Here is a 20,480-nt window from a genome sequence, read left to right on the forward strand (position 1 = left end):
CCGAACCAACCCCTCACCCAACCCTCTCCCCTCAAGTGGGGAGAGGGAGATGAGCGATTGTCCACGTATCTCTCTACCGCGGCAGGGTCATGTCGCGGTTCCGCTCCATAATCCACCGCTCCGGCTTTTCGACCGCGATCGACGGCAGTTTCGACGTGCTCACCGAGGCGGACGACGAACGCACCGCCGACGACACCAGTGCCGGACAGGTCGCCGTCGACCGATAGCCAAGTGCCGCAGCCAGAAGTCCCTCCCCGGCATCGCCCAGCTCATGGCCGTAGTCGTCATTGACCTTACAGCCCGGCAGGCGGACGCCGAACGAACCGCTGGCATTGTTCGGCACGAAGCCGTCGGCATAGTCGCCGAAACCAAGATGGTTCACGCCTTGGAACTGGATCGTGTAATAGGTCTCGCCGCAGTTGTCCTGGGGATAGAAACCATACGGCTTGCCGCAGGTGCCGTCACCGATCAGCACCACCTCGACTCCCGCCCCGCGCAGGCCGTTGACCACCGCCTCACTGGCAGAGCAGGTATTGCCCGTCGCCAGCACGAAGACGCGCGGCAGGTTCAGGCTGGGCAGAGGCGTACCATCGGCAACGGTGAAGCCCAGGCCGGTGCGATAGAAGGGCACGGGGTCGTTGGCTTCGCCGGTCACCGGGTCGCGCGTGCCGGCGGCTGCATTGAAGCGCAGGGATTCAAACGTCTTGCCGGCCGTGCGCGTATCGCCGGCCACCATGTAGCTGACCTGCGACGCCACGGCCAGCAGGCCGCCGCCATTGTAGCGCAGGTCCAGCACCAGGTCGGCGACGCCTTCGGTCTGCATCTGCTGCATCGCCGTGACGATTTCGGTTTCGCTGGAATACGGGCTGAAGGTGTTGAACAGGATATAGCCAACCTTCTGGCCACCGCTGTTGAGGATGCGTGTGCGATTGACCGCCTTGGTGACCAAGTTCTGCGAGGTCACCATGATGGTGCGGCTGCTCGACGCGCCGGGATCCTGAACCGTCAGGGTGGTGGTGGTCCCGGAACTGGCCGGCCACAGACCGTTGTTCAGCGCATCAACCTCGGCCTGAGTCGTACCGCCGCTGACCAGGTCGATGCCGTTCACAGTGAGAATGCGTGAGCCGCGGATCAGCTTCTTCTGACCACCCGACAACTCCTCGGCAGGCGAGCCCGGCTCGGTAAAGACGACGCGGACGTCGCGCGGCACGTTTGCCGAAATGACAACGAACTCGGCGCCGTAGCTGGCGGTCGCAGCGGAATTGCGCCGCGCCAGGTATTCGGCCGTCGGCTCGCTGAAATGGAAGTCGTCCTTGGGCTTGCCCGATGCCGTAGTGGCAAAGGTCTTCAGCGTGTCGAAATATTGCAGCCGCGTCCCGCCCAGGGCCGGGTTGGTGTCAGCGACCTCGGTGTTCCACAGATAGGTTTCACGCGTCCACGACCGCAGCCAGTTCTTCTCATCCGTCGCCGTGCCTGCCCGGTCGGGAAAGGGATTGCCTTCGATGTCGCTGCCGGTGCGCGCCGCGGCGCATTTATCCTTGAAGCTGCTGGCCGCCTGGAAGACGCCCGCCACCCAGCCACCCGCAGGCGGCGTGACCGTTCCGCCCCCGCCACCCCCGCCGCTATAGCTGCTGCCGCCTCCCCCGCCGCCACCGCAGCCGAGAAGAGACCCCGCCATGACAGCAACGAACAGACATCTCACCAGTTTCACAACAAAATCCCCCATAGGCTACATGGCAATCATGATCCTGTTAAGCCGCATATGCAAGAGGCGGCATACGTCCGCCAATGACCACATAAAAATGAATTTCGGGTATGCGCTTTCGGCCGCCGCGCCGGCCCTGCCACGCGGATAGCCGGCGAAGCGTTGCGAATCTGTCACAGAATATGATGGCCATACTCAATCAATTCAACGGTTTGCAATTTCATGAAAAAAGATTAATTCAAATTGTTTTAATGATAACGCTACCACTGACTTAGCTCAATTGACATCGTTGTCATACCCGCCGCATTTAAAGGCGCGGACACGTGCTGCCACTTGCGCAGAGCACGTGCCGCCAAATAAATTCCTATTGGGAAGGATACCACGTGTTGAAGTCACATCATCCGCGGCTGGCCCTCATGGCCGCCGCCTCTTTTCTTGCGCTCGGAACGGCCACGGCCGTCAGCGCGCAGGACGCCCCGGCTGCCGCGCCTGCCCCCGTTGCCGGCGACGACAATGTCGTCGTCGTGCGCGGCTTCCGCGCCTCGCTCCAGTCGTCGCTGAACACCAAGAAGAACTCGAACCTGATCATCGAGTCGGTGACCGCCGAGGACATGGGCAAGTTCCCCGACCAGAATATCGCTGAAAGCCTGCAACGCCTGCCCGGCATTCAGATCGACCGCGAAAACGGCCAGGGCACAAAGGTCCGCATCCGCGGCCTGGACCAGAACGTCACCGTTCTGAACAACGACATCTTCGTCTCGGGCATGGAAATCTTCCGCCTGGGCGAAGGTAATATCCGTCAGGACGCCTCGCTGGAAGGCATTCCGTCGGAACTGATCGGCGGGGTCGACGTTTATAAATCGCCGGACGCCTCGCTGCTGGAAGGCGGCCTGGGCGGCATCGTCAACCTGAAGACCCGCTCGCCGCGCGCCGTGCGCGACATGCTGTTTTCGGGCGACATCCGCCTGAACAAGGGCGGTGAAGGCGACGCCACGCCGGTTGGCTCACTGGTCTTCGGCAAGAAGTTCGGCGACCGTTTCGGCTTGCTGGCGACCGTCTCCTATGACCGTACCGACATCCACACCGACGTGCTGGGTGGTGAAAACCGTGGCGGCTGGCGCTTGTTCGAACGTCCGACCTCGGGCGGCACGGCCACCGTCTATTCTCCGGAATACCGTTATGCCACCAACCGCAACCAGGAACGTGAGCGCATCGGCTTCTCGCTGAGCGGCGAATTCCACGCCAGCGACTCCCTGACCCTGACCGGCGACTGGTTCCATTCCGACCTGTCGATCCTGACCAGCGAAGCCTCGCTGAAGTTCCCCTTCGCCAACGAAGGCGCGACCTATGCCGCGTCAAGCCTTACCATCGACAGCAACCGCGTCCTGCAGTCGGGCACGGTCACGGCCAATTCGGCCGAGTCGATCACCTTCGTGCAGAACGGCGAAGTTACGACCGACAACGTCCAGTTCGCGGCCAAATGGGATAACGGCGGCACCCTGACGGGGACCTTCCGCGCTGCACTCTCCAAGGCGGACTACGAAAGCTCCTCGGCCAATGCCGACGTGCGCTACACCCAATACGGCGTGCGCGCTGTCAATGGCGGCGCCGGCATCACGCCGAACAGCACCGCGCCGGCGACCTTTACCTTCAGCTACAAGAACGGCGACCTGCCGTCCTTCTCCGCTGCGGGCCCCAATGCCACGGCCTTCACCAACCCGGCCATGGTCTTCGCCAAGTCGCACTGGGCCTTCGGTGAAAAGACCGACATCGAAAACACCGCCGTTTCGGCCGACTTCAAGTGGCGGCCCGATTTCGCCGCCGACGCCGGCCTGGTGGTTAGCTTCGGCGCCCGCTTCGCCGAGCGCACGGTCGATTCCGAATACGGCCGCTACCTCGCCGACCTCACCAGCCGCGGCGAACTGCCGGCCTCGGCCCAGGGCAAGTATCTGACCTTCTCGGCCGGCCAGCCGGTCGTCTCGCCGACCAACACGACGGGCTCGACCTTCATCAACTGGACGCCTTACGGCTACTTCATGGACGGCGCGATCGGCCTGAAGTGGTGCGACGGCGCGGGTTCGCCGTGTGGCCGCTTCGGCGACTCGAAGGCGACCGCCTTCCACAGCTCGGCGGCGCCCTACGATACCGCCGCCAGCAATCCGGGCCGGTTCGAGCAGGTGAATATCCTGGGCATCAACGCTCTGGTGAACCGCGCCGACGGCATGACCGACGCCGCCGCCTGGATCAGCAAGCTGTATCCGGAAACGCCGTTCAAGTTCTTCCGCGACCCGCTGGAATCCTTCCAGGTCGAGGAAAAAACAACCACCGGCTATATGATGGCCGATGTCGGTGAACGCGGCGACCGCTTCCACCTCAATGCCGGCGTCCGCGTCGTCAAGACCGAGCTGGCCGTCACCGCCTCCTCGACGCCGGTGACCCCGCTGTGGTGGGGTACCGATAGCTGGAACGGCATCCTGAAGAACCCGGACACGGGCACGACGGTGCGCGAATACACCGACGTCCTGCCCTCGGCTTCGGCGGTGTTCGACCTGAACGAGTCCGACAAGCTGCGCGCCTCGGCCGCCCGCGTCGTGTCGCGCCAAAACCTGTTCCAGCTCGGCCAGGGCTCGGCCTACGACTTCACCCGGTCGTCCTCGCCCGGTCCGAACCTGGACAAGTTCCTCTACACCTCGGGCTCGGGCGGCAACCCGAACCTGGATCCGTACCGCGCCTCTCAGTACGACGTCGCCTATGAGCGCTACTTCGGCCAGGATGGCTTTGTCTCCGGCGGCTTCTTCTACAAGAGCGTCGACAGCTTTATCCAGACCGACACCATCAGCGTCTGCGTCGCCGACCAGTCGGCGGCCGGCTGCACCTCGGGTCCGTTCTCGGCCCCGGTGAACGGTGAAGGCGGCACGATCAAGGGCGTGGAACTGGCGGCGCAATACGCGTTCGACAACGGCTTTGGCTTCACCGCCAACTACACCTACTCGGACTCGGAATCGTCGAACTTCAACGACTTCGACGACAACCTGCCGATCCCGGGCGTGTCCAAGCACGCTTACAACATCCAGGGCTTCTATGAAGGCAACGGCTTCGAAGCCCGCGTCTCCTACGCCTGGCGCGACAAGGCCTACTACGGCAACTTCGGCTTCGGCTCGGGGGCTGCAGGCGGTGGGACGGTTACAGCCGGCACCTGGGAGCGGGCCTATGGCCAGCTGGATGCCCAGGTCGGTTATTCGATCACGCCGAAACTGAAGGTGACTCTGGAAGGTATCAACCTGACGGAAGAATCCACCGGCCGCTATCTGCAGTTCGAGAACCTGCCGCTGCGTTACGCTTCGGGCGAGCGCCGCATCATTCTCGGCCTGCGGTACAACTTCGGTAACTGATTCGCGGTGCCGAAATGCTGGCCTGATGCTCCCTGGAGCGTCAGGCCGGTCTCCCAAACCCTTGGCCGGCTTTCCTCCCGAGAGCCGGTCCTTTTGTTTTCTGATACAGTTATGGGCAGGCTATTGTAGGTCTCCCTCTCCCCGCTTGAGGGGAGAGGACGAGAGCCGAACGCAGTGACGGCGATCGGGTGAGGGGTTGAGGACTTTCGGGCACCATAGTGGTTATCCGAACCAACCCCTCACCCCAACCCTCTCCCCTCAAGTGAGGAGAGGGAGCTTTCAGCGCCCTCGTAATTCTCCGGAGCCCCCCCGCGTGCAATCACCCGACCCCATCCGCAGCATCGTCATTGTCGGCGGCGGCACCGCCGGCTGGATGGCGGCGGCTGCCTTTGCCCGCAACCTGGGGCGCCACCTCAGCATCACCCTGGTCGAATCCGAAGACATCGGCACCGTCGGGGTCGGCGAAGCCACCATACCGCCGATCAAGCTGTTCAACGCCATGCTGGGCCTGGACGAGGCCGAGTTCATGCGCGAAACCCGCGCCACCTACAAGCTGGGCATTCGCTTCCACGACTGGCGCCATCTCGGCCAGGACTATTTCCATCCCTTCGGCGTCTATGGCCTGAAACCGGAGCTGGGCCACTTTCTGCAGTTCTGGCTGCGCATGCAGGCGCAGGGGCACGACATCGGCCCGGTCAGCGACTATTCCCTGTGTACCCTGGCCGCATTGCAGGGCCGAATGGGCCGCCAGAGCGATGACGGCGCCATGGCGACCTTCGGCTCAGCCTATCACTTCGATGCCGGCCTCTATGCCCGCTATCTGCGCCGTTACAGCCAACAGCTGGGCGTCATCCGCGTCGAAGGGCTGATCGCCGACGTGCAACAACACCCCGAGTCCGGCAATGTCCAGTCGGTCCGGCTGAAGGACGGCCGTGGGATCGCCGGCGATCTCTTTATCGACTGCTCCGGCTTCCGCGGCCTCTTGATAGAACAGACGCTTGGGACCGGCTACGACGACTGGAGCCACTGGCTGCCGTGCGACCGCGCCATGGCCATGCCCTGCGCTCATGGTGGTGCGCAGATCCAACCCTACACCTCCTCGACCGCGCGCGAAGGTGGCTGGCAGTGGCATATCCCGCTGCAGCACCGGGTCGGCAACGGCTATGTCTATTCCAGCCGCTTCGTCGACGACGACACCGCCGAAGCGACTCTGCGCGCCAACCTGGAGGGCGAGCCGCTCGCCGAACCCAATCGCCTGCGTTTCCAGACCGGGCGCCGCAAGAAGTTCTGGAACAAGAATGTGGTGGCGCTGGGCCTGGCCAGCGGCTTTATCGAGCCCCTGGAATCGACCAGCATCCACCTGATCCAGTCGGGCATCAACAAGCTGCTGCTGCACTTCCCCGACCGGTCGTTCGCCCCAGCCAATATCGAAGCCTATAACCGCCGCCAGCACCTGGACTATGAGCGCATCCGCGACTTCATCATCCTGCACTACCATGCGACCGCGCGCGACGATTCAGGCCTGTGGCGCTATACCCGGACCATGGAGATCCCCGACAGCCTGGCGCACAAGATCGAGGTCTTCCGCGAACGCGGCGCCTTCGCCCATGCCGCCGAGGAGATGTTCACGCCGACCTCGTGGATGGCGGTCATGATGGGCCAGGGCATCATCCCGCAAAGCCATGACCCGCTGGTCGCCTATGAGGACATCGCGACCCTGCGCGACGGTTTCGCCCGGATGAAGGATCACCTGAAGCAATTGGCCGATACTTTGCCGACACAGCACGCGTATCTGAAGCAAAACGGAATGTTAGCGATCTCATAACCGTTGCGATTCCTCCGGAATTGGTGAAGGGTGGTTCCGCACAGGTGCCGTAGAGCATTGGCTACCAGAGAATTTTGGGGTCTCGAGAGTATGGCGTTAACAGCTAACCGGAAACCAGGCGCAAGCCTGGCCGGTACAAACATGGTCCGTGCCGGCGACTATAACCAGCGCGTCATCCTGCAGGCGATCCGTGCCGGCGGGCCTGTCACTCGCAGCGAACTGGCCGGTGCCACCGGCCTGACCCATCAGTCGGTGATCAACATCACGCGCCGCCTGATGGAAGACGGCATCGTCCAGGACGAGGGCGCCATCATCGGCGGCCGCGGTCAGCCTGCGGCGCGCCTGGCGGTCAATCCCGACGGCGCCTATGCCCTAGGGCTGAACATCGACCGCGAACACGTCACCCTGATGCTGATGGACCTGTCGGGCAAGGTGCGCCACCGCGCCTATATCCCCAAGCGCTTCGCGCTCCCGGAGGACGTCCTGGCCTTTGTCGAGACGCAACTGGACAGCGTCCTTGGGCGGCGGCTGATTTCTCGCAAGCGACTGGTGGGGCTGGGCGTCGCCATGCCGGAACGCATGGACTGCGTCGAAGCGTCCGCCCGGCCTGATACTTACAGTGAGTGGTCGTCTCTCGACATCGTGGAAACGTTTACAGAGCGCCTGCACATGCCGGTCTCTGTTCGCAATGACGTCACGGCGGCGGTGTTGGGCGAACTGCAATTCGGCCAGGGCTTCCAGTTCAAGAGCTTCGTCTATACCCTGATCAGCGCTGGCATCGGTACCGGACTGGTGGTCAATGGCCAACCCTATGAGGGCGGTCTGCGCCAGACCGGCGAGATCGGCAAGTATCCGATCGCGCAGGACAGCGGAGGGTCAGGCACGCTGTGGGACGTCCTGTCGGTGTTTGCCTTCCAGGAAATGCTGGGCCGGCGCGGAATCGCGCCGGACCGTGACCTGGACGAGTCCGATCCGCAGGTTTCTGCCGCCGTCGATGCCTGGGTCGAACGTGCCGCCGGCTACATGGTCGCGCCCTATCTGGCCCTGACCTACACCTTGAGCCCCGAACGGCACTTTATCGGCGGGCAACTGCCGCCGTTTGTTATCGAGCGGCTGTGCCAGGCCCTGAACGCGCGGTTTGCGGCCTACGCATCGAGTTTCCCGCTCGGGCCGTTCTGCGCGGCCACAACGGCGGTCGACGCGGCCGCTCTGGGCGCCGCGGTTCTGGCCTTCCAGGAACGCCTGCTGCCGACGCCGGACGTTTTGATGAAGTAGTTCTACAGTTCCATCGCGTAAGGCCCCAGCCGCTCCGGAACCAGTTTGCCGCCACTATAGAGCCGCATCAGCTTGTCACCAAGCCGGTCGCCAGGACCGGCGCGGAACTTCGGCCCGCCGAATGCAGCGATATTGTCGTGCAGCTTCGTCAGGGCCTGGGCGTCCTGCTCGATCACCTTGACCAGAAACAGCCGGATCGCCGCCTCTTTCAGCCAGGCCGGCCCACGTGACTTCAAGGTTGTGAACCGCGCCATGGGGCGTATGGTGTGGGCGTCCTGGGGCACGAACCAGATGGTGGTGCACAGGTTCAGCCGCTCCGGTCCTTCCCACCGGCCCTGAAACGCCACCGGCGGGATGTAGCGGCCACGGCTGCGGGCGCGGCGACCTTCCAGGGCCCGCGACATCCAGCCATAGTCCGTGTTCTGAATATAGGTCGCCTCGAAGCCGTTCTCGAAGGTCTCGATGGTCTGCTCGACCGTCTGGCGGCGGTGGCTGACCCGGATCAGGCCATCATGGATGAAGTTCGTGTGAAACGGGTCGAGCACATTGTCGAGCGCGTCGAACACCCGCGCCCGCTGAGGCTTCATCGCCCACCAGAAGTGGTCATAGTCATCGCCCTGCGGCATGTCCGGCAGTCCGTCGGCAAAGGCCGTCTGCGGTTTCAGGCTGACGAAGATCATGCCCTGCCATTGTGCCACCGCCACGATTTCGGCCTTCAGCCGCGACAGGTCACCCGAGCCGCAGCCGGGAACGCCGGCGCAGGCACCATCGCCTGTAAACGACCAGCCATGATACGGACAGACCAGCCGGCCATCTTCGACGCGCCCCTCCGACAACGGATAATTGCGATGCGGGCAGCGATCGAGAAACGCCTTCAGCCCTTCGCGGCCGCGCCACAGCACTACGGGTACGCCGGCCACCTTCACGCCATGCGGTTTGGCGCCGACCTCGCGGCTGAGGGCCACCGGCAGCCACGCCGCATCGATGCCGGCAGGTAGTCCTAAAGCGTCGCGGCCGTCATCAGTCGGGCCTCGAAGCGGCGCAGCATGGCGCCGATCAGGCGATAGGCCATCCGCCGCCAGACCGGCAGGTGCGAGTCGAAGATCAGCAGATATTCCATCCACGGTGTAGCTCCTCGGTTGCGTTTGAAGTGCGGCGCGCCAGCCGAAAGGTTGAGCTGACGGTTCCGAACCAACGCCTGTTGCGCCATATGCGCCATGAGGGCGCGGTACAGGCCGTCGTCCTTCGGTCGGCTGCGATCATAGCCGACCAACGGTAAAATGAGCGTTTCACCGTCGTCCTGGGCAAGGCAGAAGGCCAGGATCGCGCCGCCGTCATCTTCCAGCGTCCACAGCTCCAGGCCCAGAGTCAGCAATGCGCGGATACCGGCGGGTGTATAGTCGGGATTGAAGGCCGAATAGGCGTCGATATAGAGGGCGCGGTATAGCGCGAGGCAGCGCGTCAGGCGAGCATCATCGATGTCAGCTCCGAAGCGCTGAGCGGTCAGGTTTATATCGGCCAGAAGGCGAAGATCGCGGCGGCTGTCGCGGCGATTCGCCCACGCCTTGGCCAGGTCGTCGATGATCCACACCACCCGCGTTGGCCAGACAAGGCCGGTGGCCGGACGCTGCGTCAGGGAGCGGACGATCACCGCCCGATCGGGATAGCGTCGGGCCAGCCCCGGCGCGGCGGCGATCACCTCATCAACCCGCCCGCCGTAGAGATTGGTGCTGAGCAGGTGATGGCCGGGCCAGACGGCCTTGTCGACCTGGAACAGGCGGGCAAAGGCTTCGGTGACATGGCTGAGCACCAGCACACCCCACAGGTCCATTCCCGTCAGCGCACGTCGGGCCTCCTCGCGCGTCACCGGCCCCAGCAGGGTGCATAGCGAGGTCTGCCAGCAGCTATTGGGAGTCTGCGGGCCAGTCTCCGGAATCGCAATATCAAGCCCTTCGACGGTTTCGAACCGGACGCATGCGTTTCTCAGCTGCATGTCAGGTCCCGATCGCACGCCATGTCCGCGGTCAGGAAATCCTGCAGGTCCTGGCCGGCCAGGGCGGCACGCACAGAGAAACCCAGGGTATCGCTCACGGCCGCGCCGGCTACGCCGCGGAAGACATCGCGCGCCCGGCCGATATCCATGCGCCATGACGCCAACCGGTTGGTGCGCAGGCCATAGAACCACATGGCGGGGCCGACGCAGGCCGCCTGACCGTCGGACCGCAAGGTTGCGTCCCCGCCTCCGGTAAAGGCCGCGCTCAGGGCAGCCGGATCGTGGGCCATCAGATGCAGGCCGCTGGTGGCGCGCGGGTTGCACTCGATCAGCCACAGCCGGCCATCTTTATCGCGGCGCAGGTCGCAGGCAAGTTGCGCTGTCAGATTCAGACTGGCCGCCAGCCGTACCGCCATGGCCTCAAGCGCCCGGGACAACTCCGTTTCGACCGGATCGAAATAGTAGCTGGCCCCGCCTTTCGTCCGCCACGACGATCGGTAGGCGGCAAAGGCGCCCAGACGCCCGCCGTGCGCCACGGCGTGGAAACAGACGTCCTCGCCGGCAATCCACGCCTGTTGGAGCCAGGGATTCTTCGGATCGTGCGCCAGGGGCGGGGCCTGTTGCGGACGGATCACGACGCGCCTGCCAAAGCGTGAAAACTCCGGCTTGTAGACCCAGTCGCCCGGCGTGGCGCGATCGGCCGGACCCAGCCGACGCGTTTCGGGCACCGGAAGCCCAAGGCAATCGGCCAGGACGACGAAGTCGAACTTGGAATGCAGCTGCATCAGCGACTTCAGATCCGGGGCGAACAACGGCCAGCCCTGCGCCGCCTTTGCCCACCAGAAGATGTCCTCGCACAGCGGTACGATCAAATCGGGTTTGAGCCGCGCGACCAGGGCTTGCGCATCGCGGGCAAAGCCAGCGAAATTCTGCGCCGGTGGCGCAAGGCGGGTAAAGCTGTTCAGTTCGCGCGCCGTCGAGGCGGTGGCCAGGCTGTCGGCGCCGTGAACCTCGTGACTACAGGCGGCAAACGCCCTGACCAGGTCGCGCGTCACCGGGGCGCGCGTACCGCTGAGCAGGATCTTCATGGCCGCCACCTGACGTGCCGGCGCTTGGGGAAATCCAGGTTGCGATCATAGGGCTGCCACGACACGGGCTGACCAAAAGCCGACAAAGCCTGGAGCAGGGCTGGCGCATCCCCGGTTTCGCAGGCACAGGTGATGCCGTCGGCATGTCCCGTGACGATCCAGGGCCGGCCCGGCGGCACGAGTTGCGACACGACGGCCTCGACCTCGCCCGGAAAGACCACCTGCTCGCCCCATCGCCAGATGTCCTGGACCCGGCCCTCGACCGGTTCCACCGCCATCAGCGGCGATCCACAGGCGCAGGACGTCGGCCGCAAAATGTCATCCAGCTTCAGCCGGACCACCAGTTGAGTCTGCCGAATCAGATCGGTGACGATCGGCTGGAACCGGTCGCCACCCAGCGGGGCGCGTTCAACGATCAGGGCGTCTTCGTTGAGGTGCAGCGTGCCCAGCCGGCAGGGCGCGCCGAGAAAGCCCTCGGTCGCCTGATAGATCGGATCGGGGCGGCGGCCCAATCGGCCAGTCACAAAGTCACGCTCGGCGGCGTTGAGGGTCTCGGCGCCATAGAACAGCCGGCGCAACGACGGCAGCGGCCGAGTGACCTGCGCGAGATCGATCAGGACCTGGGGCGGGGCGATCAGCAACTGAGGATCATAGGCGGCGATGGCGGCGTCACGATCGTCACCGGCCAGGCCGAAAAACCTGACCCGTCGCTTCTCGTACAGCCGGTTAGGCGCGCGCAGACAAACCGCGATCCGCTGCGTCCGCACCAGTTCCAGCGGCCCGAACAGCTTGCCGGCCAGCCGAGCGCCATAGAGACGGCGCTCCCGCGGTGAGGTCAGAAACAGACCGCGTGGTCCGCCGCCGGTTCCGGTCGAAAACCCGGCTTCCAAGCCCATCGGCAGAGATGACGCTCCGCCGGTTTCGGCGGCCAAAGCGGCCTGGGTCGCGGCGCCCACATCGACACCTTCGGTGTTGTAACCGGCAAAATCAGCGCGGAACCGGGCGACGGTGATCACCGGCACATCGGTCAGCGGCTTTGCGGCATGATCCGCGAGCGCCGGCGCAAATGAAAACCTTTCCTGTAACCTGCACCACAACCGACGCTGTTGCTGTTCCAGCGCTTCGCGTGTCGGCGGCGGGCCATGGGCGCCGGCATAGGCGAACAGCGCGCCTAGCACCGGATGACCATGGCGCCCATACTGACCCCGGCCGAGGTCCCGAGCAGCAGGGCATGGCTGCCCGGTGTCAGGCGTCGCTGGTTGCGGGCGGTGACCAGGACCGTCGGCAGTGAGGCGGCAATCTGGTTGCCGGTGTGGCCGAAGATGTCGACGATACGTTCCGGCCGTGTACCCAGGATATGGCGGACATATTCCAGGCCGGGCTTGCTGGCCTGGTGACCGATCACGGTGTCGATGTCATCCAGCGTCAGTCCGGCGCTGGCAACGGCCTCATTGATCAGCTCGGGCAGGCGCTTGCCGGCCGCCTTGAAGATGCCGAAAGCGTCCATGTGAAACCGCGCTCCGGCCTGCAAGGCTTCATAACCGTCTTCGATGCGGATGCCCGTACCACCGGAGCGCAGGTGGGCCATGTCCTTACCGGAACTGAGGGTGAGAAACCGGCACGACAGGATGGCCGGGCCGTCGTCAGGCCCGGCTTCGACGCACACCGCCGCCGCACCGTCACCGAAGATGGCCGACATCTCCGGCTGGCTGATATCCAGTCCAGCCGAGGCGATGTCGCTGGCGAAGATCAGAGCGCGCCGCCACCGCCCGGCCTTGATACCAAGACTGACCAGGTCCAGCGCACTGAGGAAGGACAGGCATGTCATGTTGACGTCGAAACACGGAATGCCGGATTTGTGCAGTCCCAGAGCGTGCTGGACCAGGACGGAGGTGCCGGGGATGGGTTGCTCCATGACCCCGCAGGCGCCAACCAGGACGTCAAAGTCTTCACTCCAGCCGGCTTCGTTGAGCGCTGCGCGGCAGGCCTGGGCGGCCATGAACGAGGTGGTTTCGTCGCGCTGCGCAATACCGCGTTCGGCAATGCCGAACCGGGCCTGGGTCCAGCCTTCGGCCTTGCCGTACAGGGCGTCGAGCGCGCTGGACGGCCGGCGGGTTCGCGGTGCATAGACGCCGGCGCCGGCAAGTCTGAGACCAATGGGATAGGTCACGTGTGTCGTTCCTGACATTTTGAACAATGTTCATAAAACTGTCAGCGCACCTTGTCAATGCTTATCGCAGCCATCACGCCTTTAGGGCGGATTGCGTAAGCTCAATGCAGTGGGGAAATCGGAGTTAGCCCGTACAGGTCTTGCTCGCCGCGCCCCGAACTGCCGTCACCACCGTGGCCTCCGGCGTCAGGGCTTCCCATTCCTGGGCCGCCATCGCCGCAAACGTCTTGCCATCGGTCGAGGCGTCGAACACCGCCCGCAGACATTTGGTCGTTACCGCAGCAAAGCTGACCGCATTGAACCCGTCCGCAACCGGATAATCCGCGGCGATCGCCGACCATGCCGACCCGGTCCAGTATTCCAAGTGCCACGCCTTGGGCGGTGCCACCCCGACGCCGGAACCCGCCGGTTGGTCACCCCAGAACTGGATGCGCGCACCATTCAAAACAACCGGCTGTTCCCAGTTGTACTGCGCCCATTGCTGCTTGGGATTGTCCGGTGTCCAGGTCGCCCACATGTCGGGCGGCAGCGGCGCCATCCGCACCTTGCCGTCATTCAGCGCCCGCAGCCAGTACTGCAGCGGCACCGGCGCATTCGACGCCGTCACCTTCGCTGCCGCCGCAATATTCCGCGAAGGCACAGGCGGTGGCATATTCCGTGTCTGAACCACCGTCCTGATCCGTGCCGGCGAGACACTGTCGTCCCACAGGATCTCATCGACCGCCACGCTGCGGCGGAAATGCCCGCCCCCCCTGGCATCAGCGTTATGATAGGCGATGTACCATTTGCCGTTGAACTCGGCGATGCCCGAGTGCGAGGTGGTCGACGACACCGGCTCCAGCATCACGCCGCGATAGGTCCACGGCCCCAAAGGCGACGGCGCCGTACCATAGGCGATACAGGCGTAGTACACGGCTTCGGTGCACTCTGAGTCCGGTCCGGCCTTGTTGCCGGCATAGGCCATGTAATAGGTGCCCTTGCGCTTGAAGATCCACGGCGCCTCGAAGAACCCGGTCAGGGTGATGACATCGACCGGCTGGCCCTTGAAGGTGACCATGTCGCGTTCCAGCTCGACGCCCTTCAGCCGCCCGAACGTCCCCCAATAGAGGAAGACCCGCCCGTCCTCATCAACCAGAACGGTCGGATCGATGTTCTGGATATCGTTGGCCACAGGATAGGACTGCGACACCACCGGCCCCGCCGGATGGGCATCGACCCACGGCCCCAGCGGACTGTCGGACACCCCGACGCCGATAGCGAAACCGTCCTTGTTGGTGCTGCCTTCCTGCATGACCGGGGCGTAGAAATAGAACCGCTTATCGGGTCCCTGGACGATCTGGGCAGCATAGGCCCGCGCCGGCGTCGCCCATGCGAACACGTTCTCCGGCCGGATGAAGTGCGGATAATGCGTCCACTCACCCGACTTCGGATCGGATGTCGCGAGCATCTGCCATTCCGGCATGATGAAGTCGTTGACGCCGTCCTGCGCCCTATCGCGGCCGGTCAGGACGTACAGCTTGCCATCGGCCACGAGCGGCGCCGGGTCGGTCGTATAGTCGGCACCGTCGGCCAGGATCGGATTGGCCGCCGCGTGGACCGACCGGCTTTCAAGCGCCGAGTCCGCCAAATCTGTATCTGCATGCACCGAGGCGCAGGCCATCAACGGCAGCAGGGCTGCACTCAGTAAGAACCGCTTCATGCCGCAACGCCCGCCGGCGCTGCCGTGAACAGGCGCACGCCAAAGACCGGTCCGGCCGTCTTGCCCTCCTGGGCGTTGAACTTGATGGTCACCCTGGACTTGCCCTTGGTCAGTTCGTGCGGAATGGGATAGTCGACATCGATCCAGGCGCCGGGCTGGCGGCCCGATAGCCGCTCATGAGCGATGACCGTGCCGTCGACCTCGATGGTGAAGCTGCGGTTGAACTCCGAGCCCCAATAGGTCGCTTCCAGCACCAGCGGCCCCGCCTCGCGGCCGTCCTTCTGCACCTTCATCTCGAAGGTAAACCAGCCGCCGGTCCGGGCGTCGCGGCCGTTGCGGCCACGATAGACCACCGGATAGGAATTGCCCTGGGTGAGCAGATTATGGTCGCGCTCGGGCTGCATCTCGCCCAGGTGCATAACGTCGACCGACCGCGCCGCCAGATCCTTCAGCCGCGCCTGCTCGGCCTGGTAGGCGACCTGGGCGTCGGCCCATTCGGCGTCGTTGTAGCGGTTGAAATAGACAGCGGTGCGGCGGGTATACTGGCTGTAGAACGGCCGGAACGTCATGTCACCCGGACGGCCAATACCATTGCTGCGATAGACCGCCTTTTCGACCGACTCCGGCGTAAACGACCCCAGCAGATCCGAACCGACCAGGGCCGGGGCATCGCCTTGCCACGAGTCTTCGATCGCGCCGAGATCGGCCGCCAGCACCATCGGACCACGCAGCAGGGCCACAACCTTGTCGTCACCCGCCGTGCCCTCAAACCGCAGCTCCAGTGGCAGGTCGAGCGTCACGACATCGCCGGCTTTCCACGTGCGGCGGATCAGGGCATAGCCCTTGTCGATCGCGGCCAGGGCCGGCTTGCCGTTGACCAGCAGAGTATGGGACTTCGCCCAACCAGGAATACGCACGGCCACGGTGAACGCCTTGGCGCCACTCGACTGCGTCACCTTGAAGGCAACGCGGCTGTCGTAGGGATATTGCGTCGTCAGCTCGAAGGCCGCCTTGTTCCAGGTCAGTTTCGATGGGATGAACAGGTTGACGAACAGGGTGTCGTCGGACTGCCAGTAGATGCTGTCGCCATGCTTGGAATGGCTCTCGATGCCCGACAGGACGCAGCACCAGAACGAATCCTCCGGCGTCGAATATTCGCGGCCCGTCCCCGACATCAGCGGCACCATATAGGCGAACATGCCGGTTTCCGGGTTCTGGTGCGCCATGATGTGGTTGAGGTGGGCGCGTTCGTAATAGTCGAACCAGGCAGCATTCGGCGTCCACGCATACAGATGCCGCGTCAGCTTCAGCATGTTGTAGGTGTTGCAGCTTTCGCAGGTCTGTTCGGTTATGTGCTTGGCAATGGTGTCGGGTTCGAAGAAATATTCCCGGTCGGCATTGCCGCCAATGGCAAAGGAATGGTGGTTGACCACGCGATCCCAGAAGAAGGACGAAGCCTTGCGATACCCCGGCTTGCCGGTGATCTCGTACAGCCGCGCCAGCCCGACCAGTTTCGGCACCTGGGTATTGGCGTGGTTGTTGGCCAGTTTGTCCTCGCCCGCCGTCAGCGGATCTAGGATACGATGATGGTAGATGCGTTCGGCCAGGGCCAGCCAGCGCGGGTCTTTCGTCCGCGTATACAACTCGGCAAAGGATTCGTTGATGCCGCCGTGTTCGCAGTCCAGCACCTTCTGGACCTGCTCGTCATTCAGCGCCGCGAACACCTTTTCGATATAGCCGCCCAGGGCCACCGCCACCGGAATACCGGCGTCGATGCCGGCATAGGTCTGGGCGTCCATCAGGCCGGCAAACAGCTTGTGCCAGTTATAGAAGGGCACCCAGCAGCCATTGAGGTCGAAACCGGCCGAGCGGATATCGCCGGCCATGATTTCGGCGAAGATCTCCTTGCCGTCGACAATGCTGGCATCCTTGCGCTTTCTCATAAAGCCGGCGGCGTAGCCGTCGCCGTGGGCCGCCTGGACCTTGGCCAGTTCGGCGATGATATATTCGATCCGCGTCCTGGCCTCGGCATGGCCGGTCTGGGCGTATAGCAGCGAAAGCGCCGACAGATAGTGGCCCAGGGCCTCGCCGGCGATGGTGTCGGATTCCCATCCGCCATAGATCTCGCCCTTGACGGGGAGTCCGGCGAACTTGTGATAGTTGTGCAGCATGCGGTCGGGCGACAGGAACATCAGATATTTGGTGTTGGCCTCAACCGCGGTCAGAAACGGCGACGGCAGCAGGCGGACATCGCTCAGCGGCACCGCCGTGGCGGCCGCCGGCACCTTGGTCGGGTTTGGGGCCGCATCCCTGGCCATGGCGCCGCCGGAAGCTGCAGCCAGCAGCGTTCCACCTGCGGCGCCCCGCAGCAGGAAACGGCGATCGACGGACAATGGCATTCGGGTCATAACGGCCTCTTCAGCTTTAATCGGACGGTTGCGCAAACATTATTATACGGTATACAATTTTGTGACAACACCCAATCGAGGCCGAAACATGAGACTCCTGCTGCGTGCCACCGCACTTGCCCTGGTTCTGACCGCAACGTCCGTGCCGGTCTTTGCCGACGACGCCACCGACGCCGTCTTCCGCAAGATTTACGAGACGGAATGGGCGTGGCGCAGCGAACACGCGGCGGCTGACGAGGACTCCGGCAAGAAAGACGTCGCCCCGCGCCTGCCTGATGTGTCCAAGGCCGCCCAGGATCGCAAGCTGGCCTATTGGCAGAATGTCCTCAAGCAACTCGACGCCGTCGATACAAAAGCCCTGTCGCCGCGCGAAGCCGAAAACTATCAGGTCTACCGCTATCAGATCGAGACGGCGATCGACGGGCAAAAATATAAGCTCTATGAACGGCCAGTCAGCGGCGACACCTCCTTCTGGAGCGACCTGACCGGCATGGCGCGCGGCACCTTCCGCACCGAAGACGACTACCGCAACTACATCGCCCAGCTCAACGACATACCGCGCTATTTCAAGGACAACACCGATAACATGCGAGCGGGCCTGAAGCGCGGCTTCACCCTGCCGCAGATTTCGCTGCAGGGCCGCGACCTGACCATCACCAGCGTCATCGACGCCCCGACCATCGAAGACAATATCTACTACCTGCCGTTCAAGACCCTCCCGGCCAACATGTCGGCGGCGAAACAGGCGGAACTGCGTGCCGCCGCCACGGCCGCCATCCGCGACAAGGTCATCCCGGCCCACCGCGACCTGCTCAAATTCATGCGCCACGACTATATGCCGAAGGCGACCAAGTCTTTGGCCGCCTACGACCTGCCCGACGGCCGCAACTTCTACCAGGCCCAGGTCCGGGAATATGCCACGGTTGACATGACGCCGGAGCAGATCCACCAGATCGGCCTCGACGAAGTCGCCTCGATCCGCAAGGAAATGCAGGCCATCATGACTGAAGTCGGCTTTACCGGCGATCTGAAGGCCTTTCTCGACTTCCTTCGCACCGATCCGCAGTTCTACGTTACCAAGCCGCAGGACCTGCTGGACCGCGCCGCCTGGACCGCCAAGCTGTTCGACGGCAAGGCCGACCAGTATTTCGGCCGCCTGCCGCGCTCGCGCTTCGGCATCTATCCGGTAGCGCCGGAACTGGCGCCCTTCTATACCGGCGGACGCGGCGGACCGGGCGGCTACTGGGTCAATACCTGGAATCTGCCAGCGCGCCCCCTGTACTCGATCCCCGCCCTGACCCTGCATGAATCAGCGCCAGGCCACGCCTTCCAGATGCCGCTGGCGATGGAAAACAAGGGCCTGCCGGCCTTTCGCCAGCACACCTATATCTCGGCCTATGGCGAGGGCTGGGCGCTCTACGCCGAGCGCCTCGGCGACGAGATGGGCATCTACCAGACACCCTACGAGCGCTTCGGCATGCTGAGCTACCAAATGTGGCGGGCGGCGCGTCTGGTGGTCGATACCGGCATCCACGCCAAGGGCTGGACGCGCGAGCAGGCGCAAAACTTCATGCTCGACAACACGGCCTTGTCAAAGCACGAGGTGACGACCGAGGTCGACCGCTACATTGCTTGGCCGGGCCAGGCCTTGAGCTATTACCTGGGCGAGATGGTCATCTGGAAGGTCCGCCGCAAAGCCGAGGCGGCCTTGGGTGAAAAGTTCGACATCCGCGCCTTCCACGACACAGTGCTGGAACTGGGCAGCGTGCCGCTACCGGTGCTGGAAGCCCGCGTTGACCGTTTCATCGCCGAAGGCGGCAAGAGCCCCTATGCTGAAGAAGAGTAAATCTAAGAGGACCCCTCCGTCTCGACGCGGTCGCCCCATAAGGGGCCTCCCTTGCTCGCCCATCGGCTCCGCCAAACCCCATCAAGATGGGGAGGAGAAGGACGTCGGTTTCACCTGTTCTTTCTTCTCCTCCCTACCGAAGGTGGGGAGGTGGCGAGCAAGCGAAAGCCGAAGGCTGAAGCGCGTCGAGACGGAGGGGTCCTCTTTCCGCCGCTCCCTCATGGTGCTGGCTCTCCTCACCGTCCCCGCTTGCACGGCCAGCCTGGCCCCGCCACCGCCAACCCTGAACCTCGACCCGTTCTACCAGAAATATGCCGACGCCGGGGGCATCCCGATCACCACGTCCAATAAGGTCCCCGACGAGGTCGTCGTCATCGCCCGAGACCTGGTCGACGACATGCTGGCCCATCGCCCCGACCTGCGCGCTGAACTGATCCGCACACGTGCCCGGGTCGGCGTCATGTCCATAGACGAAACCACCACCGACCTGCCGGAACAGTCGGACTGGCAGAAGCCGGCCATCGACGACCCGCGGCTGTCGAAATGCGATGTCCGCGACTATGCCACCACGATCGGACGCATGAGCGACCGCGACTACTGGGCCATGCGGGCACGCGGCATGGGCGGGCTTTACACCACGGGCGCCGAGGAAAACCTGCTCGGCCTACCCCACACGCGCTATTACGGCGAAAACATCCTGGTGCATGAGTTCTCGCACAACATCCTCAATGCCATCCGCGAGATCGACCGTCCGCTGTACGGCCGCATCGAAACCGCCTTCGCCACCGCCAAGGCCAGGGGCTACTGGCGCGGCGCCTATATGGCGCTGAACATCGATGAATACTGGGCCGAAGGCACCCAGTTCTGGTTCAATTCCAACATGGCTTACAAGACCGACGACGTCACCATCGTCAACGACGATGAGCTCAAAAACCACGATCCCGGTCTCTATGCCGTGTTGGGCGAAGTCTACGGCGACAACCACCACCTCAAGGCGGACGCCTTCTACCGCCACCCGGCCCGCATGAACAGCGCCAAGGCCGACCTTGTCAACGACTGCTACTCATAAACATTACGAC

The 20,480-nt window shown here is 63.9% G+C and carries 13 protein-coding genes; 5 read left to right on the top strand and 8 right to left on the bottom strand.

The features are described 5' to 3' along the window. Nucleotides 1-73: 73 nt before the first annotated feature. Nucleotides 74-1,711, bottom strand: a complete 1,638-nt coding sequence (locus tag ABI_RS00645) for a S41 family peptidase (RefSeq protein ID WP_245531271.1) — start codon at nucleotides 1,709-1,711, stop codon at nucleotides 74-76. Nucleotides 1,712-2,088: 377 nt separating this feature from the next. Here ABI_RS00645 and ABI_RS00650 point away from each other — a divergent pair, with 377 nt between their 5' ends. From ABI_RS00650 to ABI_RS00660, 3 genes are all read left to right on the top strand, one after another. Beyond that, nucleotides 2,089-5,097 carry a TonB-dependent receptor gene (locus ABI_RS00650; protein WP_245531272.1) on the top strand — a complete coding sequence of 1,003 codons (3,009 nt, stop codon included), beginning with the start codon at nucleotides 2,089-2,091 and terminating at the stop codon, nucleotides 5,095-5,097. A 313-nt stretch (nucleotides 5,098-5,410) separates the two neighbouring features. After that, nucleotides 5,411-6,922 carry a tryptophan halogenase family protein gene (locus ABI_RS00655; RefSeq protein WP_006270860.1) on the top strand — a complete coding sequence of 504 codons (1,512 nt, stop codon included), beginning with the start codon at nucleotides 5,411-5,413 and terminating at the stop codon, nucleotides 6,920-6,922. 90 nt (nucleotides 6,923-7,012) lie between these two features. Next, the gene (locus ABI_RS00660) at nucleotides 7,013-8,197 is read left to right on the top strand and encodes an ROK family transcriptional regulator (RefSeq protein WP_040308440.1); all 1,185 of its coding nucleotides are present in this window, start codon (nucleotides 7,013-7,015) and stop codon (nucleotides 8,195-8,197) included. A 2-nt stretch (nucleotides 8,198-8,199) separates the two neighbouring features. On the opposite strand, the gene ABI_RS00665 is transcribed toward ABI_RS00660, so the two are convergent. From ABI_RS00665 to ABI_RS00695, 7 genes are all read right to left on the bottom strand, one after another. Continuing rightward, nucleotides 8,200-9,162, bottom strand: a complete 963-nt coding sequence (locus ABI_RS00665) for a Rieske 2Fe-2S domain-containing protein (protein WP_006270862.1) — start codon at nucleotides 9,160-9,162, stop codon at nucleotides 8,200-8,202. A gap of 35 nt (nucleotides 9,163-9,197) precedes the next feature. After that, a complete protein-coding gene (locus tag ABI_RS00670) occupies nucleotides 9,198-10,190 on the bottom strand; it encodes a GNAT family N-acetyltransferase (RefSeq protein ID WP_040308441.1) in 993 nt (330 codons plus the stop codon). Continuing rightward, nucleotides 10,181-11,278 carry an ATP-grasp domain-containing protein gene (locus ABI_RS00675; protein WP_006270864.1) on the bottom strand — a complete coding sequence of 366 codons (1,098 nt, stop codon included), beginning with the start codon at nucleotides 11,276-11,278 and terminating at the stop codon, nucleotides 10,181-10,183. The genes ABI_RS00670 and ABI_RS00675 overlap by 10 nt, the downstream gene beginning before the upstream one ends. Next, entirely contained in the window at nucleotides 11,275-12,456 is a 1,182-nt protein-coding gene (locus ABI_RS00680; protein ID WP_006270865.1) for a hypothetical protein, read from the bottom strand. The genes ABI_RS00675 and ABI_RS00680 overlap by 4 nt, the downstream gene beginning before the upstream one ends. Further along, nucleotides 12,450-13,448 carry a 3-oxoacyl-[acyl-carrier-protein] synthase III C-terminal domain-containing protein gene (locus ABI_RS00685; RefSeq protein ID WP_006270866.1) on the bottom strand — a complete coding sequence of 333 codons (999 nt, stop codon included), beginning with the start codon at nucleotides 13,446-13,448 and terminating at the stop codon, nucleotides 12,450-12,452. Before ABI_RS00685 ends, ABI_RS00680 begins: the two co-directional genes overlap by 7 nt. A gap of 124 nt (nucleotides 13,449-13,572) precedes the next feature. Then, nucleotides 13,573-15,147 (bottom strand): family 43 glycosylhydrolase, encoded by a 1,575-nt coding sequence (locus tag ABI_RS00690; protein ID WP_006270867.1) that lies wholly within the window; start codon nucleotides 15,145-15,147, stop codon nucleotides 13,573-13,575. Continuing rightward, nucleotides 15,144-17,546 carry a glycoside hydrolase family 127 protein gene (locus ABI_RS00695; RefSeq protein WP_006270868.1) on the bottom strand — a complete coding sequence of 801 codons (2,403 nt, stop codon included), beginning with the start codon at nucleotides 17,544-17,546 and terminating at the stop codon, nucleotides 15,144-15,146. Before ABI_RS00695 ends, ABI_RS00690 begins: the two co-directional genes overlap by 4 nt. 97 nt (nucleotides 17,547-17,643) lie before the next feature. Between ABI_RS00695 and ABI_RS00700 the strand changes: the two genes are divergently transcribed. Next, nucleotides 17,644-19,401, top strand: a complete 1,758-nt coding sequence (locus ABI_RS00700) for a DUF885 domain-containing protein (protein ID WP_006270869.1) — start codon at nucleotides 17,644-17,646, stop codon at nucleotides 19,399-19,401. A 220-nt stretch (nucleotides 19,402-19,621) separates the two neighbouring features. Next, nucleotides 19,622-20,470 carry a hypothetical protein gene (locus ABI_RS00705; protein WP_006270870.1) on the top strand — a complete coding sequence of 283 codons (849 nt, stop codon included), beginning with the start codon at nucleotides 19,622-19,624 and terminating at the stop codon, nucleotides 20,468-20,470. Nucleotides 20,471-20,480 lie beyond the last annotated feature (10 nt).

This window comes from Asticcacaulis biprosthecium C19, from assembly GCF_000204015.1.
Lineage (GTDB): Bacteria > Pseudomonadota > Alphaproteobacteria > Caulobacterales > Caulobacteraceae > Asticcacaulis > Asticcacaulis biprosthecius.

Excerpts from the sequence above, each read along its gene's own strand:
- ABI_RS00705 (WP_006270870.1), top strand. The coding sequence starts at position 19,622 with ATGGTGCTGGCTCTCCTCACCGTCCCCGCTTGCACGGCCAGCCTGGCC.
- ABI_RS00695 (WP_006270868.1), bottom strand. The coding sequence starts at position 17,546 with ATGCCATTGTCCGTCGATCGCCGTTTCCTGCTGCGGGGCGCCGCAGGT.
- ABI_RS00670 (WP_040308441.1), bottom strand. The coding sequence starts at position 10,190 with ATGCAGCTGAGAAACGCATGCGTCCGGTTCGAAACCGTCGAAGGGCTT.
- ABI_RS00700 (WP_006270869.1), top strand. The coding sequence starts at position 17,644 with ATGAGACTCCTGCTGCGTGCCACCGCACTTGCCCTGGTTCTGACCGCA.
- ABI_RS00660 (WP_040308440.1), top strand. The coding sequence starts at position 7,013 with ATGGCGTTAACAGCTAACCGGAAACCAGGCGCAAGCCTGGCCGGTACA.
- ABI_RS00690 (WP_006270867.1), bottom strand. The coding sequence starts at position 15,147 with ATGAAGCGGTTCTTACTGAGTGCAGCCCTGCTGCCGTTGATGGCCTGC.
- ABI_RS00675 (WP_006270864.1), bottom strand. The coding sequence starts at position 11,278 with ATGAAGATCCTGCTCAGCGGTACGCGCGCCCCGGTGACGCGCGACCTG.